The sequence below is a fragment of the Aeromonas sp. 130281 genome (genome assembly GCF_056642115.1).
The window spans coordinates 1,535,458-1,553,161 of the sequence record NZ_JBWVQS010000001.1 but is presented as its reverse complement, the minus strand read 5'-3'; the positions used below and the strand labels follow the sequence as shown (position 1 = coordinate 1,553,161).

Annotated in this window: 11 protein-coding genes; 9 read left to right on the top strand and 2 right to left on the bottom strand. The window is 62.6% G+C overall.

Annotated features, from left to right (window positions below):
- Nucleotide 1 precedes the first annotated feature (1 nt).
- A complete protein-coding gene (locus tag AC1IN8_RS06995) occupies nucleotides 2-5,752 on the top strand; it encodes a type I secretion C-terminal target domain-containing protein (protein ID WP_479758445.1) in 5,751 nt (1,916 codons plus the stop codon).
- Between the two features lie 190 nt (nucleotides 5,753-5,942).
- Here the strand turns inward: AC1IN8_RS06995 and mdtH are convergent, their stop codons facing one another.
- Nucleotides 5,943-7,136, bottom strand: coding sequence for a multidrug efflux MFS transporter MdtH (mdtH, locus tag AC1IN8_RS06990; RefSeq protein ID WP_265436584.1), 1,194 nt, complete (start codon nucleotides 7,134-7,136; stop codon nucleotides 5,943-5,945).
- Between the two features lie 208 nt (nucleotides 7,137-7,344).
- On the opposite strand from mdtH, the gene AC1IN8_RS06985 reads away from it, so the two are divergent.
- A complete protein-coding gene (locus AC1IN8_RS06985; protein ID WP_025325890.1) occupies nucleotides 7,345-8,244 on the top strand; it encodes a LysR family transcriptional regulator in 900 nt (299 codons plus the stop codon).
- Between the two features lie 50 nt (nucleotides 8,245-8,294).
- On the opposite strand, the gene AC1IN8_RS06980 is transcribed toward AC1IN8_RS06985, so the two are convergent.
- The gene (locus AC1IN8_RS06980; RefSeq protein WP_479758444.1) at nucleotides 8,295-10,064 is read right to left on the bottom strand and encodes a M4 family metallopeptidase; all 1,770 of its coding nucleotides are present in this window, start codon (nucleotides 10,062-10,064) and stop codon (nucleotides 8,295-8,297) included.
- Nucleotides 10,065-10,412: 348 nt separating this feature from the next.
- Between AC1IN8_RS06980 and AC1IN8_RS06975 the strand changes: the two genes are divergently transcribed.
- The 7 genes from AC1IN8_RS06975 to AC1IN8_RS06945 all read left to right on the top strand — a co-directional run bounded on the left by AC1IN8_RS06975 (nucleotide 10,413) and on the right by AC1IN8_RS06945 (nucleotide 17,635).
- Nucleotides 10,413-10,973 (top strand): GNAT family N-acetyltransferase, encoded by a 561-nt coding sequence (locus AC1IN8_RS06975; protein ID WP_025325892.1) that lies wholly within the window; start codon nucleotides 10,413-10,415, stop codon nucleotides 10,971-10,973.
- A gap of 61 nt (nucleotides 10,974-11,034) precedes the next feature.
- Nucleotides 11,035-11,586 (top strand): ribosomal protein S5-alanine N-acetyltransferase, encoded by a 552-nt coding sequence (gene rimJ, locus AC1IN8_RS06970; protein WP_139436032.1) that lies wholly within the window; start codon nucleotides 11,035-11,037, stop codon nucleotides 11,584-11,586.
- 221 nt (nucleotides 11,587-11,807) lie between these two features.
- Entirely contained in the window at nucleotides 11,808-12,914 is a 1,107-nt protein-coding gene (locus tag AC1IN8_RS06965) for a 1-acyl-sn-glycerol-3-phosphate acyltransferase (protein ID WP_139435958.1), read from the top strand.
- A 300-nt stretch (nucleotides 12,915-13,214) separates the two neighbouring features.
- On the top strand, nucleotides 13,215-13,685 hold the full coding sequence (locus tag AC1IN8_RS06960; RefSeq protein ID WP_139435960.1) for a NanQ anomerase/TabA/YiaL family protein: 471 nt from the start codon (nucleotides 13,215-13,217) through the stop codon (nucleotides 13,683-13,685).
- Nucleotides 13,686-13,959: 274 nt separating this feature from the next.
- The gene (locus tag AC1IN8_RS06955; protein WP_479758443.1) at nucleotides 13,960-15,159 is read left to right on the top strand and encodes an acetate kinase; all 1,200 of its coding nucleotides are present in this window, start codon (nucleotides 13,960-13,962) and stop codon (nucleotides 15,157-15,159) included.
- 133 nt (nucleotides 15,160-15,292) lie between these two features.
- Entirely contained in the window at nucleotides 15,293-16,534 is a 1,242-nt protein-coding gene (locus tag AC1IN8_RS06950) for a mechanosensitive ion channel family protein (protein ID WP_265436582.1), read from the top strand.
- 174 nt (nucleotides 16,535-16,708) lie between these two features.
- Nucleotides 16,709-17,635 carry a L,D-transpeptidase family protein gene (locus AC1IN8_RS06945; protein ID WP_139435966.1) on the top strand — a complete coding sequence of 309 codons (927 nt, stop codon included), beginning with the start codon at nucleotides 16,709-16,711 and terminating at the stop codon, nucleotides 17,633-17,635.
- Nucleotides 17,636-17,704 lie beyond the last annotated feature (69 nt).

Sequence of the window (17,704 nt, the reverse complement as noted above, 5' to 3'; positions counted from 1 at the left end):
CGTGACCGGGACTGTGGGCGGTGACGTGAAGGTGGGTGACACCGTCACCCTGACGGTCAACGGCAAGCCCTTCACCGGTCTGGTGCTGGCAGACAAGAGCTTCAGCATCAAGGTACCGGGGGCGGACCTGGTGGCCGATGGCAACAAGACCATCGACGCCAAGGTCACCACCACCGACGCGGCTGGCAACAGCACCACAGTGACCGATACCGAGGGCTACAGCGTCGACACCCAGGCGGCTGGCGCCCCAACCGTGGTCATAGTGGACGATGTCAACAACGACCAGCTGCTGACCAAGACCGAGATCGGCAATGATCAGATCCAGGTACGCGCAGGGATCAATCACGCCGACCTGGCTGCGGGTGGCAAGGTGACGCTGACCATCAACAATGGCGGGGTGAACAGCACTGTCCAGTTGATGCTCAAAGCCGATGGCACCCTGCTGGCAAGTAATGGCAAGAGCTACGGCTATCAGAACGGCACCATCAGCTGGACGGAGACGACCCCGGCCAATGGCAAGTCGTTGACGGTGACGGCGACCCAGACCGACAAGGCGGGTAACGTATCTCTTCCGGGCAGCGACAACGCTCAGATCCTGAATGAAGCGCCGGAGACGGCGAACAAGCAGGCAAACGGTCTGGAAGATGCAGCCAGCATCGCCATCCCGACCCTCAGTGGCAGCGACATCGATGGCAGTGTGATGAGTTTCACCATCAAGAGCCTGCCGGCCAACGGCATCCTATATCTGAACGGGGTGGCTGTGACGGTGGATCAGAGTATTGCGGTGGCGGACGCCGGCAAGCTCACCTTCACTCCAAATGCCAACTGGAACGGCAACACCAGCTTCAATTATGCGGCGGTGGACAACGACGGCGCCGTGGATGCGAGCCCAGCAACCGTGACCATCAGGGTGGATGCGGTCAACGATCTGCCGACGCTGACCATCTCCAACGGAGCTGCCGTCTCCGAAGAGGGGCTGGCAAACGGCATTGCCGACACAGTCGGCAACCCGGATACCACCAACGCCATCAAGGCCTCCGGTACCCTCTCGGTGGGCGACATCGACAGCGGCACCCTCAACATCTCCCTGAACGGGCCGACCGGGCTGACATCCGGTGGTGCTCAGGTCCAGTGGAGCTGGAGTGCGGGTAGCAAGACGCTGGTCGGATACACGGGCACCTTAGGCGGCGCCGATTACAAGGCTGTGGTCGAGGTCAAACTGACCGCGCCCAATGCCAGTGGCAAGGGGGACTGGACCTATGAGGTGACCCTCAAGGGCCCGCTCGATCACGCTGATACCACTCGGGAAGACAAGTTGTCGTTCCAACTGGATGTGGAGGTCTCCGATGGCAGCGGCAGCACCAAGGACAAGCTGGATGTCAGCATCGAGGATGACTCCCCCATCGCTGGCAATGCCGACGCCGTGTCCGTCGCCAAGACCAATATCCCGAACACCTTGACCGGGTTCTTCGATCTGACCCAGTTCAGTGGCAACCATTCGACCCTGGACATGACGGGCTTCACCATCAGTGCCCTGGGCTTCACCTCGGACAAGGATTCGACACTCAAGGGTGCGGATGTGAACGGTTCCAGCGCCGGGCTCGGTGTGGCCAGCGAGAAGGGGCCCTATCACAACATCGCCAACGAGATCGACTTCCGTCACTTCGCCGATGGCACCTCTGCCTCCGAGCAGCTGGTCATCAAGCTGGATGCGGGCAAGGTCGCCTATGGTGCCAACATCAAGTTCAGCCAGATGTTTGGCGGCGAGCTGGAGAGCGGGGTCGTCGAGTTCTATCGCGGCGGTGTGCTGATCAATACCCTGGTATTCAGCTCGACGGCGGCAGGCGGGGAGTTCAACCAGAACTTCCAGGTGCAGCAGGGTGGCTTCGATACCATGGTGATCAAGGCGACCAACAACGGCAACACCAACACCCAGGATAACAGCGATCTGACGGTGAAGAGCATCGAGTTCCTCGGTGCCGACACGGCGCAGGCCATCGCCTATGGCTCCGGCACTGTGACGCCGCAGTGGGGTGCGGATGGCAAGGGCTCCATGGCACTGGTGCTGGATCCGAACGCCTTCGAGAGTGGCCTGCGGACTGCCGCGGGTTCCCTGGTCACCATCAGCTCAAGCGGGGTCAACACCCTGCTCGGCAAGGATGCGGGCGATAACCTTGTTTTCCGGCTGGAGTTCACCCCGGCCACCGGCAAGTGGGAGTTCTTCCAGTACCAGAACATGTCCAAGCCCCAGGGAGATGGCGACATCGATTTCCGGATCCAGGTGACGGATGGCGATGGGGATGTGAGTATCGGGTCGTTTGCCACCAAGCCGCTCTTTACGCCTATCGTTCAGGGGATCTCTGTCGACAGCGTGACCGAAGGCGGTAGCCTGGAACATACGGTGACCCTGTCCGACGCGACCCAGGAGGCGACGCAATATGACTTCGCCATCAGGGGCAACGGCAGCAATCCCGCATCCAACCTGGATTGGGGGACTGCCCAGTTCAGCAACGGGGTGACCTACAACAGCACCACCGGCAAGATCACTGTGCCAGCCGGGGTTTCCGGTTTCACCGTGACCATACCGACGGTGAACGATCGTCTGGTCGAGGCAAACGAGACCCTCTCGGTGACCATAGGTGGCCAGAGCGGCACAGGTACTATCGTCGACAACGATCGGGCGCCGACGGCGGCCGGGGGCCATAGTGCCGGGCAGGAAGACAAGCCCCAGGTGCTGACCTGGGCCCAGTTTGGTGCCAGCGACGATCAGGCCGCGACCGATCTCGGGGTGCAGATCAACACCCTGCCCCTGAACGGCACCCTCGAATACCTCAATGCGGCGGGGCAGTGGGTTGCGGTGCAAACCGGATCCCTCATCTCCTACGCCGAGGTGAATGCGGGCCATCTGCGCTTCGTGCCCGGTTTGAATGAATCGAGTACCAATGCCGCCAACGGAAATGGCGCCCTGGCCGGCAATATGAAGGGCGACTATGCCAGCATCGGCTATCAGATAAGCGACGGTGCCAACCTCAGCAACGGCAGCAAGCTGGTGATCGATGTGACGGCGGTGGCCGACAAGCCGACCGTCAACCTGAGTCTGGTGGGCAACGGCATTCCCCTTTACAACCTGAGCTTCCCGAGCGCGGGGATCACCACGGGCCAGTTCCAGTCAGGCAGCTTCGACAAGGGCGCCCTCGGGATCACCAAGACCCTGACCGATAGCTCCTCTGGGCAGGATCAAGTCAATGGCTCCAGCGGTAACGACTACATCGTGAGCCAGAAGGGGGGCGGCGACAGCCTGGTCGGCAATCAGGGCAATGACATCCTGGTGGGCAGTGATGCCATCCAGGGCGATTCCCTCTACGGCGGTGAAGGCAACGACATCCTGGTGTCCGGCCTTGGTAATGACGGTCTCTATGGCGGGACTGGCACGGATATCGCCGTGCTGCCTGGTAATCGTGCCGACTACTCCATCAAGAAGGGCGAGGGCTACTCGAACAACGACAAGTGGTTCGACTTCGTCGTGTCCGAGCGGGGCGTCGGGGTGACCAAGGCCCTGCACGACATGGAATATGTCCAGTTCGCCGACGGCATCTACCAGATCAACCAGACCACGGGTGAGCTGACCCTGGTCCCGCCGACCAAGGTGGATTACCCGGTCGAGCTGACGGCCTCCCTCACCGACAGGGATGGCAGCGAGGTGTTCGACAGCCTGGTGCTGAGCGGCATGCCCAAAGGCTCCGAGCTCTACAAGGGCAGCCAGTTGCTTGGTACCGTCGGTGACGATGGCAAGCTGACCTTCACCGCGTCAGACAAGCTGTGGAGCAGCAATGCCCTGGATCTGAACCTGAGTGGCCTGACCCTGCGGGTACCGGGTGACAAGGCGGGTCTGGTCAACCTCAAGATCGATGTCGTCGCGAAGGAGGTCGGGACCGATCTGACCAGTACCGCCAGCGACGAAGACAGCATCCGCCTGAGCTACTTCAACGCCACCGAAGGGGAGCCGGGGGACCAGAACCGGACCTATGGCAGCGAGCACAATATCGTGGTGGGGGATCTCGACGGCAGCGTGATGTTGCCGGGCCAGAACTACAACCTCGCCTTTATGATCGACACCTCGAGCAGTATCGGTTCGTCGGCGATGAAGACCATCAGGGATCAGCTGACCCAGGTGTTCAAAGAGCTCCAGGCGAGCGCGGGTAAGGATGCGGCGGGCAAGGTCAACGTCTTCCTGGTCGATTTTGATACTCAGGTCAATCGCTCCGTCAGCGTGGATCTCAAAGATCCCAATGCGTTGAAGCTGCTGGGTGATGTACTGGCCAACATGGATGGTGACGCCGGGCTGACCAACTACGAGGATCCGCTCAAGGCGACCTCCAACTGGTTCAGCAGCGACGTGGCCAAGAACAACACTAATGCGAAGAATCAGGCCTATTTCATCACTGATGGGGCACCGAACTCCTACTTCTACAACGAAGAGACCAATCCGGTTGTGAACACCACGACCCAGGAAGGTCTGGATACCTTTGTCGACGTCAACAACTACGTACCGGGAGTGGCCTTCTACGCCAACATCGGGGGCACACAGCAGGTGATTGTGGATGCCAGCGGCAACGTCAAGCAGTGGTCACAAAACTGGCGTGGTAACTGGAGTTCCCAGAGCATCGGCAAGATCAAGGCACAAGGGGATGGCACCTTCGAGATCTCAACCAATTACAACTCGGGGTCGACTAACAGCACGGCAAAGAACAATGCGTTGGATGTGCTGCCGCTGCTGGAGGCAAACAATGTGGTGCTGGCGGCCATCGGGATCGGCAGCGGGGTATCGAGCGATATTCTCAAACTGTTTGATAGCGATAAGGTCGTGCAGTCCAATGTGTCTGCCTCCGATCTGGCCAATGCCATCCTGGGGACGCCGGTCAGCAACCTGCCCGGTGCCGACAGGCTGGATGGCGGTGCGGGCGACGACATCCTGTTTGGCGACGCGGTACGCTTCACCGGTATCAGCGGGGAAGGCTATGCGGCCATCAAGCAGTATGTGGGCGGCAAGCTGGGGGCCGGGTCGGTGACCGATGCCCAGGTGCATTCCTATATCACGGAGCACGCCAGCGAGTTCGATCAGTCGTCGACCAACGACAAGGGCGATACCCTCTACGGCGGGGATGGCAATGACATCCTGTTCGGTCAGGGCGGTGACGACTTCCTGTATGGCGGCGCCGGCAACGACATCCTGTTCGGTGGCAGCGGCAACGACACCCTGTTTGGCGAGAGTGGCAGCGACGTGTTGAGTGGTGGCAGCGGCAACGACACCCTGTACGGCGGTACTGGCAACGACATATTGAGTGGCGGGCTGGGCAACGACATCCTGATCGGTGGGGGTGGCGACGACATCCTGAAGGGGGATGCGGGATCCGATACCTTCACCTGGCTGAAGGGGGATACGGTCGCAGGCTCAGTTGCCAAGGACTATGTCGTCGATTTCAGCAAGTCGGAAGGGGACAAGCTGGATCTGAGCGACCTGCTCGACAGCGATGGCAGCAAGAACCAGAGCTCCCTGAAGAGCCTGCTCTCTGTGTTCCAGGACAGCGAAGGGGTGCACCTGCAGGTGAAGGAGAGCAGCGCGGCACCTGTGACCCAGGAGATAGTGCTGGTGAATCACACCTTCGACACTCTGACCGGGGGATCGGGATCCACGGCCAACCAGGTCATCGACTACATGTTGAACAACAATCTGCTGGATATCGACAAGTAACCCAGCAAGATGGACACAAAGCGGCAGAGCAATCTGCCGCTTTTTTTATGTGCGTCATTCGGTCTGTGGGATGGGGGAAAGAGGGGACAGCAAAATGGAGGGGGCGCCGGTCCTGTGTTGCCGCATATAAAAAAGGGCGCCACCTCGAACGAGGGGCGCCCCGAGGTCATCCGCATTGGGTGCTCAAGGATCAGGCATTGACCTGGGCCAGGCGGGAATCGCGCTGAAAGCAGTTCACCAGCAGCAGCAGGGTGGTGACGCCGACGGTGCCGAGCACCAGCCAGGGCAGCCAGGGCTGGCCCTGGGCCATGGCGTAGTCGTGCAGGGCGCCGCCCCCCACGTAACCCGTCATGCCACCCAGCGCCAGACCAAGGCGACTGAAGCCCATGTAGCTGCCGCGCGCCCCCGGCTGGGCCAGCTTGGTCATCAGGGTTTCCCGCGCCGGTTCGGCGATGACGATGCCGAGATAGAAGCAGGCGAGCAGCAGGAAGACAGCAGGCAAGGTGGTGGCAAAGGCCACCAGCCCGATGCCCGCCGTCATCAGCAGCACCCCCGCCATCAGGCGGTTCTCCAGCTTGAAGTGGCGCTCGCCGTAACGGGCAAGGGGGTAGAGCAGGGCCAGGGAGATGGCGGTCTCCAGGGTATACATCCAGCCCACCGCCGTGGTGCTGCCCGCCATCTGCTTGACCAGGATGGGGAAGATCAGCATCACCTGCACCCAGAGCGCATAGTAGCCGCTCAAGATCAGCACCAGCCGGCAGAAGGCCTTGTCCGCCAGCACCTGGCCGAGGCCTGTCCGGATCGGGGTCGGCCGCACTGAGAGCTTGTAGGGGGGCAGGATCAGCAGGTTGCACAGGGCGGCGCAGACGAACAGACCGGCCCCCAGCAGGCAGACATATTCAAAGTCGAAGTTGAGCAGCCAGCTGCCGAGCAGGGCCCCCACCACGGCGCCGGCGCTCTCCAGCATCATCAGCAGGGAGATGTAGCGGCCGCGCTCCCGCGGGCGGGTGAATTTGATCACCAGGGCGGCGCGGGGGGGATCGAACAGGCAGCCGCCGAGCCCCGAGATGATGCAGGAGACGATGAGTTCCAGCCCGCTCTGGGCATAGGCCAGGCTGGCAAAGCCCAGCGCCCGCAGCAACATGCCGCAGACGATGAGGGGGCGAGCCCCGAACTTGTCGGCGAGGGAGCCGCCGAAGACCCCCAGCCCCTGCTGGGTCAATTGACGCAGCCCCAGCGCCAGCCCGACCACACCGGCGGCCCAGCCAAGCTGATCCACGAATCGCAGGCTTATCATGGGCATCACCACGAAGAACCCCAGGATCACCAAGAGGGAATCCAATGCCAAGAACCACCGCCCCAACCGCCTCGCCCGCTCCACCATGACCCTTATACCCCTGCTTGCTTCGATGACATTATTTGTTGTGTACTCATTATCCGAATGGCGCCGTCACCAAACAGAGCCAAGGGCGACGATAAGTCCCTGACTCGCTGGCGTTCTGCCATTTCACGACGATTGATGCTGCTATTCTGGTGGGGCTCCAGATATAGTGGTAGCCGACAACTGGCTATATTTCATATTGGATTTGGTTATGGCTGTGACACTCGATGATTTGCAATTGCTGCTGGATGTGGCCAACCGTGGCAGCTTCAGCAAGGTGGCGGCCATTCGCGGCTGGTCACAACCCATGGTGAGCCAGCGGATCGCCGTGCTGGAGCAGGAGCTGGGTCAGTCCCTGTTCCGCCGTCACCGCCGTGGCGCCACCCCCACACCGGCCTGCGAGCAGTTCCTGCCGGCGGCCACCAGTGCGTTGAGTGCCCTGGAGGGGGGGCGACTGGCGATGCAGGGGGCGCCCGCCTTGCCGCGGATTCGGCTCTCCTGTCTCCCCTCCCTGACCACTGTGGTGTTTGGTCCCCTGCTGCTGGCCCTGGTGGACGAGGCGTTCGAGATCCGCTGCAGCACGGATCACTCCGGCGTCATCATGCAGGAGCTGCTGACCGGCGAGACAGACGTCGGCTTCATCCTCAAGTGTCCCGCCATCGCGGGCATCCAGCTCGAGCTGCTCTATCGCTCCCCCATCATCGCCGTGGCCTGTGCCACCCATCCGCTGGCCGGACGGCAGGGGCTGACCCTGCAGGACATCGCCAACGAGCGGCTGGCCCCCCAGCAGTGGGGCACCGGCTGTGACGAGCTGATCCTGCAGCTGCGGCTGCTGCGCCAGGTGGCGAGTCCGCTGCACGCCATCCAGCCCGCCAGTGCGGCGCGGGAGCTGGCGCTGGAGCATGGCTTCATCACCCTGATGCCGGCGCTCGCCATCACCCGGGATCTGGAGTTTGGCCGGCTGGTGAAACTGGATGTGACGGATCTGCCGCCGGATCACTGGGACGTGATGATGGCCTGGCGCAGCGGCAAGCGGCCCAATCCCGCCAAGGAGCGGGTGCTGGAGGCGGCGCGCACCCTGGCCCGGCGCTGGTCGGGCAAGCCCGCATGAAAAAAAAGCGCCGGACAAGTCCGGCGCTCTCCCTTCACTGACATTCGGGATCAGTAGCTGGCCTTGAGGCTCACCCCCGAGAAGGCACTGAAGCCGCTCAACTGCACGTGCCAGGTGCCCGCCTTGGGCGAGTTCAGGGTGCAGGTCTCGGCGTTGCCGCTCTTGTAGGGGCGGCAGTCATAGCTGCTGCTGGTCGGCACGCTGCCGAACTTCACGTAGAGATCCGCATCCCCGCTGCCGCCGCTGCTGGTCACCACCAGCTGGCTTCTGCCGGCGGGCACCTCGATGGTGTAGTTCAGCTTGCCCCCCTTGGTGGCGGTGAGATTGGTCACGGCGACCCCGTTTTGCAGCACGTTGCCCGGTTGGGGCGTGGCGCCGCAGCTGGCGTTGACCCCGACCGCACTGAAGGCAGCCGCCACGTCGCTCAGGCTGTAGCCGAGATCGGTGGCCGCCCTGGTCACGCCGCAGGCGCCCTGGTCGAAGCTGGTGTTGGGGCCCCAGTAGAGGCGGTTGGCCAGCACGAACACCTCGAATGCCTTGCGGGTTTGCCAGCCGCTGGTGTTGGCCAGCAGGTAGAAGGCGCGGTTGTAGACCCCGGAGCTGTGGTGCACGTCGATGCCGTCATAGTAATCGCTGGCATGGCCGATGGAGCTGCCGTCCCGGGTCGGATCCTCGAAGTAGCGCAGGGAGCCGTTGCCCTTGAAGATCTGGGCCCCCACCAGCCAGTCGTTGCTGCCCTTCATGTAGTTTTCTGCCGCTTCCCCCGCCATGTCGGAGAAGGCCTCGTTGATGCCGCCCGACTGACCGGAGTAGACCAGGCCCGAGTTCTGCTCGGTGAAGCCGTGGCTCACCTCGTGGGCCGCCACGTCCAGGCTCACCAGGGGGTAGAAGGTGGTGGCGCCGTCGCCGAAGGTCATCTGGCTGCCGTCCCAGAAGGCATTCTCGTAGTTGCGGCTGTAGTGCACCCGCATCTTGAGCTTGAAGCTGAGCGGCGCCGTGTTGTACCAGTTGCGGTACATGTCGAATACCACGTTGCCGAAGTAGTGGGCATCGTTGAGGGGGGAGTAGGCGCCGTTGATCTCCTTGACGGTGTTCTCCGGGCAGCTGAACTGGTGCACCGCCCCCCCACTGGTGGCGTGGTTGAGGTTGATGGTGTCCACGTTGGTGCTGCTCATGCGGCAGCTGTCATCCACCTTGAGGGGACCAAAATCGGCGCCATAGAAGTACTTGCCGGTCTTGACGTTACCCCCCGGGCCTGTGGCGTCCTTGTGGTTGATCCCCTCCCAGCGCTTGAGCTCGCTGCCGGTCTGGGCGTCGATCATCACGAAGGGGCGGCTCGGCTCCTTGCTGGCGGCGAGCCAGGAGACCAGATAGACCAGCCTGGCCTGGCCGGTCTCATCCTGCATCACGAACAGCTTGACCTGTTCGTTGCTCCCCTTGGCGCCGCTGCGGGCCTTGAGGGCGGCGTCGCTGGCAGAGAGGGCGACGGCCGGGCCCGTCAGGTCGGCATCGATCTTGCGCAGCATGGTGCCGGACACCTGGTTGACCTGGCCCCCCAGGGCCTGATCGGCCACCAGCACCTGGCCCCACACCGGAATGCCCTGCCAGGTCTGCTCATAGCGTATCCGCTGCTGGCCATTGGGCAGCGTCACTGCCCGCACCTTGCGAAACTCGCCATCCCCTGCGGGGAGGGCGCCGATCCTGGCGGCGCCGCTCACCGCGCCGGGCAGGTCGGAGACCTGGTTCACTTCCACCTGTTCTGCCGCCATGGCGGCGCTTCCCCAGCAGGCCAGCATGACGGCCAAATAGACTTTGTTCATCTCGTCTTTCCTTAGTCGATGAAGATTACACGCCGGGTCCGTTGCCCGGCGCTCTTACACTAGTGCGCCGGTCTGAAATAACTGCCTGTCATTTGTGACAGAGCAGCATAAAGGCGTAGCAGATCTGACTGTTTCCATCCGTGGCTGCTGAAAGTCGTCATTAATCTGGTGACTTGTGCCAATGAAAGGGCTGATTGCTGCAAGGCTGAAAATAGTGCCCAAATGGGCACATCCATATGGGGATTGCCTGCCGGTGAAAGGCACCGAAAGTCCTTGGCAAACAAGGGATTGATTGACTACATTGGCTCCCATGACGGCGGGTGCCGGACCAAAGGCGGGGGAGGAGCAATGTTTTCATGGCAACTGGATGACGAGCTGGCGCTCCTGTTCCTGCAACCCGACATGGCCAGCGAACTCTTTCGCCTCTGCCAGCGTAATCGCGACTATCTCTCCCAGTGGCTGCCCTGGGTGCCCCATATCCAGCAGCCCTCTGACAGCGCCACCTTCATTCGCCACGCCATCGAGAAATTTGCCCGGGGCGAGGGGCTGACCACCGCCATCGAGTATCAGGGGGAGGTGGTGGGTGTCATCGGTTACAACCAGATCGATCAGGGGCTGGCCAAGGTCAGCATCGGCTACTGGCTGGCGGAGCGCTGGCAGGGCAACGGCATCATCACCCGGGCCTGTCAGGCCCTGATCCATCACGCCTTCGAGGAGATGGGGATGGAGAAGGTGGAGATCAGCGCCGCGCTGGAGAACGAGCCCAGCCGGGCGGTGTGCGAGCGGCTCGGCATGCAGCAGGAGGGGATCACCCGGCGGGCGGAGCGGCTGGCGGACAGGGTGGTGGATCACGTCCACTACGGTCTGCTGCGGGATGACTGGCTCAGGCTGCGGGAAAGGGATCACTGATGGGGTCCAGGCCCTGCCAGGTCGCTGGCGCCATGCCTGGCCAGCATGGGGAGGCACAGTGCTGACCCTGCCCCATATCACCACGGCCCGCACCCGGCTGACCGTCCTTCCCCCGGAGCGGGCCGAGCTGATGCTGGATTTCTACCTGCGCAACCGCACCCATCTGCAGCCCTGGGAGCCGAGACGGGACGAGAGCTTCTACACCCTGGGTCACTGGCAGGGGCGGCTGCGCGACGGTTACGGCCAGTTTTTCGACGGCAGCGCCGTGCAACTGGTGGCGCTCGATCCCAAAGGGGAGCGGGTGCTCGCCACCTGCAACTTCACCCACATCATGATGGGCATGTTCAAGGCATGCCATCTGGGCTATGCCATCGACCAGGCCCATGAGGGGCAGGGGCTGATGCAGGAGGTGGTGACCGCCGGCATCGACTACCTGTTCCGGGAGCGCGACCTGCACCGCATCATGGCGAGCTACATGCCGGTGAACCGGCGCAGCGGCGCTCTGCTGGCGCGTCTCGGGTTCGAGCGGGAAGGCTATGCCCGGGACTATCTGATGATCAACGGCCGCTGGGAGGACCACGTCCTCACCGCGCTGCTCAATCCGGCCGGTTGAGGAGTCGGTGGCTTTCTCCGGGCGGGGCCAGCCCCTCGCCAAGCCGTCGGCGCAGGCCGTCCAGGATCCTGGTTACCCAGGTTCTCTCGGCTTTTTCACGGCAAGATCGCACTATCTGTATGCCTCTCATACCCCTGACCCCAAAAGCGTGTAAAATTGCGCCCTGAATTTTCCCGGCCAGCAGCAGCTGGTCGCGACTCCATACATGCAAGGCTGACATTGTGACAGAAGTAGATAGATTCGCGGACATTCGCCCCTATCGCGATGACGAAGTGCCGGCTGCCATCGAGCGGCTGATCCAGGATGACGAGTTTATCGGCGCCATCGCCAAATACCGTTTCGGTTCCCTGATGAGCTGGCTGGGCTGGGCCATTCGCCCGCTGATCCGCCAGTTCCTGCGCCACAAGTGGGCGAAGGTCAGTACCGTTCATCAGGTGCAGATGGGGGTGACCCGTTACATGAGCCGCATGATCGCCACCTCCACCCAGGGGGTGAGCTTCTCCGGCCTAGAGCATCTGAAGAAGGAGCAGGGCTATCTGTTCGTCTCCAACCACAGGGACATCGCCATGGATCCGGCGTTCGTCAACTGGGGGCTGCACACCCATGGCTTCGACACAGTGCGCATCGCCATCGGTGACAACCTGCTGCGCAAGCCCTGCGCCACCGAGCTGATGAAGCTCAACAAGAGCTTCATCGTCAAGCGCTCCGCCAAGGGGCCGCGGGAGATGATGAAGGCCCTCGGCGAGCTGTCTGCCTACATAGGGCAATCGGTCCACGAGGGGCACTCCATCTGGATCGCCCAGAAGGAAGGGCGCGCCAAGAACGGGGACGACAAGACGGATCCGGCCATCCTCAAGATGTTCTACGTGGACGGCAAGAAGCAGAAGATCGACTTCGTCGACTACATGCGCAGCCTCAACATAGTGCCGGTGAGCATCAGCTACGAGCTGGACCCCACCGACAAGGCCAAGGCGCGGGAGCTCTACGAGAAGTCGGTCAACGGCAGCTACGAGAAGGGCGAGTTCGAGGACATCGAGAGCATAGTCGCTGGCATCGTCGGCCAGAAGGGGCGGGTACACGTCTCCTTCGGTGCCCCCATCACAGAGGGCTTCAGCGATCCGGACGAACTGGCCGCGCTGATCGACAAGGCGATCTGGAGCAGCTACCGCCTCTTCCCGGGCAACTACCTGGCCGCAGATGTGCCCGGCAAGGCCAGCACCATAGAGCAGACCGCCTTCCTGACCCGTCAGTCGGAGGTGCCGGAAGAGCACAAGGCCATCTGGCGTGCCATGTACGCCAAGCCGGTGGAGAACGCCAGCAAGGTTTGAATGACGCCGATTCGGTGAAAAAAACGGGAGCAGATGCTCCCGTTTTTGCGTCTGGTCAAAGTCGGTGGCAATGGAGTAGTGAATAATATTGTTTCAACTGGTACGATCATCGGGTGAATGAGCGGGTATCTCTTGGCAAGGGGCGGGCGACTGTGCAACAGTGACCCGGCGCCAACAAGATGGATAAGGCGCTTTTCGAGTCTGCACGGATGGCAGACGACGCTGAATAAGGACCTTTAGGGGTCCTTTTTCATTGATGGACAAAGATAGACGGCAGATATACCTAAGGATGCGAACCCCATGATCACCGGCAGTCTGGATACCTTGCAACGCACCCCCTTGCCCGCGCCCCTGGCCCGCATCATGGCCGAGGTGGTGAAGAGCCTTGCCCACTGGCGTGAGGCGCCGCTTGGCAAGCAGGAGATCGACGGCCTCAAGCTGTTCTGCCTGGTGAGCGAGGCGCTGACCGAGCCGGTCGCGGATCGCCGCGGCGAGTTTCATGAGCAGTATCTGGACATCCAGCTGCTGCTGCGGGGGGAGGAGTGGATCGGCGTCGGGCCCCATGCCTATGTGAGCGACGGCGCCGATCATCCCCACCCCGATCTCTGGTTCGTCGATGACGACCAGACCAGTTATCTGGCGTTGCAGCCCGGCGACTTTGCCATCTTCTGGCCGGGAGAACTGCATCGCCCTCTCTGTACCCTGACCACCCCGGGCTTGGTGAAGAAGCTGGTTGTCAAGGTCCACCAGTCGCTGCTGACCTCGGTCTGAGCGGCAGCGCCGGGTGCTCGGGCACCCGCCACGGCAGGGCCGCCGCTCGGTCCGTCCCGAATCGATGATTCGACGAGAGTGCCTGCCGAAAGGTCGGCGCCAGAGAGTTTGAAAGGATGAGCGCGCCAGGCCCAGAGTTGGCGGTCGGCGCCAGACAGTTTGAAAAATTGGGCGCACTTTCCTGCGACCATAACGCCCCCGGCAGGGGAATCCCATCCATGTTGGATGACACGACACTGTCGGCATAAAGCCGAAGCACAGGAAGATGTAGAACATGAGCAAGTTGGTATTGATCCTTAACTGCGGTAGCTCTTCCCTGAAATTTGCCGTAATGGACGCCGAAACAGGTGAGGACATGCTGTCCGGCCTGGCCGAATGCTTCAATCTGGATGACGCACGTATCAAATGGAAACTCCACGGAGTCAAGGGCGAAGCCATGCTGGGCGCCGGTGCCGCGCACCAGGCCGCCCTTGACCACATAGTGGGTCACATCCTGCCCCAGGATCCGACACTCGCCGAGCAGCTGGTCGCCATCGGCCATCGCATCGTGCACGGTGGCGAGCAGTTCTCCCGCTCCGTTCGTATCGATGATGGCGTCATCGCCGGCATCGAGGCCGCCATCCCGTTCGCCCCCCTGCACAACCCGGCGCACCTCATCGGCATCCGCGCCGCCCTCAAGGTCTTCCCGGCCCTGGCCGAGAAGAACGTGGCCGTGTTCGACACCGCCTTCCATCAGACCTTGCCGCAGGAAGCCTACCTCTACGCGCTGCCCTACAAGCTCTATCAGGAGAACGGCATCCGTCGTTACGGCGCCCACGGCACCTCCCACCGCTTCATCGCCGAAGAGACCGCCAAGGCGCTGGGCAAGCCGCTGTCCGAGCTCAACATCATCAACTGCCATCTGGGCAACGGTGCCTCCGTCTGCGCCATCCGAAACGGCGAGTCCGTCGATACCTCCATGGGGCTGACCCCGCTGGAAGGGCTGGCGATGGGCACCCGCTCTGGCGACATCGATCCCGCCGTGGTCTTCTTCATGCACGACCAGCTCGGCTACAGCGTGGACGAGATCAACCAGGTGCTGACCCGCGAGTCCGGCCTGCTGGGCATGACCGAGGCGAGCAGCGACTGCCGCTACGTCACCAGCAACTACGCCACCGACGCCGGCGCCAAGCGGGCGCTGGATGTCTTCACCTACAGAGTTGCCAAGTATGTGGGGGCCTATGCCGCCGCCATGGACGGTCGTCTGGACGCCCTGGTGTTCACCGGCGGCATCGGCGAGAACGCCGCCATGGTGCGCGAGATGGTGCTGGCGCGGCTGGCCCTGTTCGGCTTCAAGGTCAACAAGGAGGCCAACAACGCCGCCGTGCTGGGGGGTGAAGGCCCCATCACCGCCGAAGGCAGCCGCCTGGCCCTGGTGATGCCCACCAACGAGGAGCTGGTCATCGCCCGCGATGCCCTGAGCCTGGTCGGTTAAGGCCACCTCGCAGCGAATCAACGCCCGGCCTCTGCCGGGCGTTGTCGTTTCGGGGGCTCGTTGAGAAAGCTGTCATTTGACATGGGGGGCCAGATACGTACCCTGACCGCAGTTTCACGTCGCAGAGGTAGAGATGAAGGAGATATTTTTCAACTGGTTGTCCGGTCTCGGGGTGGAGGTCACCGCCATGATGGCGCTGGTGATCGCCCTGGGCTTCATCGTGCTGACCGGGTTGGCACTGCACCTGGTGCTGCACCGCATCCTGCTGGTGCGCCTGGTGGGGCTGCTCGGCAAGACCAAGCAGGTGTGGCTGCCGCCCCAGTTGCAGCAGCGGCTCTTCTACCGGCTCGCCCTGGTGCTGCAGGGGGCCGTGCTGCTCGGTCAGGCGGAGATCTGGCTGCCCAGGGAGTCCGACAGCCTGCAGCTTATCGAGATGCTGGCCCAGCTCTGGATCCTGCTGTTCCTGCTGCTCGCCCTGTTTGCCCTGCTCGACTGCCTGCTGTCGGTGAGTCGCCATACCCGGCTCGGGCGGGATCTGCCCCTGCGCGGCATCTTCCAGGGGGTGAAACTGGTGGCCAGCATCCTGGTCGGCATCCTGATGATAGCCCTGCTGCTCGGCAAGTCGCCGCTCTTCCTGTTCAGCGGCCTGGGGGCCATGACAGCGGTGCTGATGCTGGTGTTCAAGGACCCCATCCTCGGTCTGGTGGCCGGGATCCAGCTCTCCGCCAACCGCATGCTGAGCGTCGGTGACTGGCTGCAGATGGACAAGTACGGCGCCGATGGGGAGGTGACCGACATCGGCCTCACCACGGTCAAGGTGTCGAACTGGGACAAGACCATCACCACCATTCCCACCTATGCCCTCATCTCCGACTCCTTCAAGAACTGGCAGGGGATGACGGAATCCGGTGGCCGGCGCATCAAGCGCAGCGTCAACATCGACATGACCAGCGTGCGCTTCCTCACCGCCGAGGAGCAGTTGCAGCTCAAGCAGGCCAGGTTGCTGGCCCCCTATCTCAGCCGCAAGGAGCAGGAGCTGAGCAGCTACAACCAGCAGCTGAGCGACGCCATCAGCTGCCCCATCAATGGCCGTCACCTCACCAACCTCGGCACCCTGCGCGCCTATCTGGATGCCTACCTGCGTGCCCATTCCGGGATTCGCAAGGACATGACCCTGATGGTGCGCCAGCTGGCACCGACTTCCGACGGCCTGCCGCTGGAGATCTACTGCTTCACGGCGACCACCGCCTGGGCCGATTACGAAGGGATCCAGGCCGATATATTCGACCATATATTCGCCATTATCGGGCAGTTTCATCTGCGGTTGCATCAATCTCCGACCGGTTATGACATGCACGCCTGGAAGAACGGGTGATTTGATTCTTGTTGCAGGATGAGGGCAGGGGAAAACGCCATATTAATCATCGACCCGTCACCACGTGTCGGTTGAAATTTGCGGTGCAGAGGAGAAAAATGGCGGCCTTCTCTTCGCCCCGGGCGCGCACGCCCCGGCCAGAGTGCTGAATCACCCCAATATCACAGGAAAGTTATGAAGCTCCTCCACAACACGGCGGCTGCACTGTGCTGCAGCCTGCTCCTGACCGCCACGCCCGTGCTTGCCGTCGAATATGCCCTGCCTGCGGCCAACAGCCGCCTGGTGGGCGAGAACCTGGAATACGTGGTGCCAGCCGAAGAGGCGGGCCAGCCCCTGGAAGCGGCCGCGGCCAAGTTCCAGCTGGGATTGACCAACATGCTGGAAGCCAACCCCAAGGCGGATCCCCTGCTGCTGCAGGCGGGCGAGAAGCTGGTCGTGCCGCACCAGCTGATCCTGCCGGATGCCCCCCGCGAGGGCATAGTGCTGAACGTCGCCGAGATGCGCCTCTACTACTACCCCAAAGGCAAGAAGGTGGTGGAAGTGCTGCCCATCGGCATCGGCCAGCTCGGCACCGACACCCCGGAAGACTGGGTGACCAGCGTGCAGCGCAAGAAGGCGGGCCCGACCTGGACCCCGACCGCCAAGATGCACGCCGAGTACGCCGCCCGTGGCGAGACCCTGCCTGCGGTCTGGCCGGCCGGCCCGGACAACCCCATGGGGCTGTTTGCGCTCTACATCGGCAAGATGTACGCCATCCACGGCACCAATGCCCAGTTCGGCATCGGCCTGCGGGTGAGCCACGGCTGCGTGCGGCTGCGCAACGATGACATCGAGTATCTGTTCAAGCAGGTACCGGTCGGCACCCGTGTCCAGTTCGTGAACCAGCCGATCAAGGCCTCGGTCGAGCCGGATGGTCGTCGCTATCTGGAAGTGCACCAGCCGCTCTCCCGCAGCCAGGAGGAGTTCAACTCCAGCCTGCCGGCACCCTTGCCCATGTCCACCGCGGTGACCCGTTTCATCGCCCACGCGGACAGCGACTCCCAGCTGGTCAAGCAGGCCCTGGAGCAGCGCAGCGGCATGCCCATCGCCATCAACCGCTGATCCGGTTGTCCTCGATGTCGAGCCCCGGCCAAGGTCGGGGCTTTTTTATGATGCGTAAAGGAGGGTAAG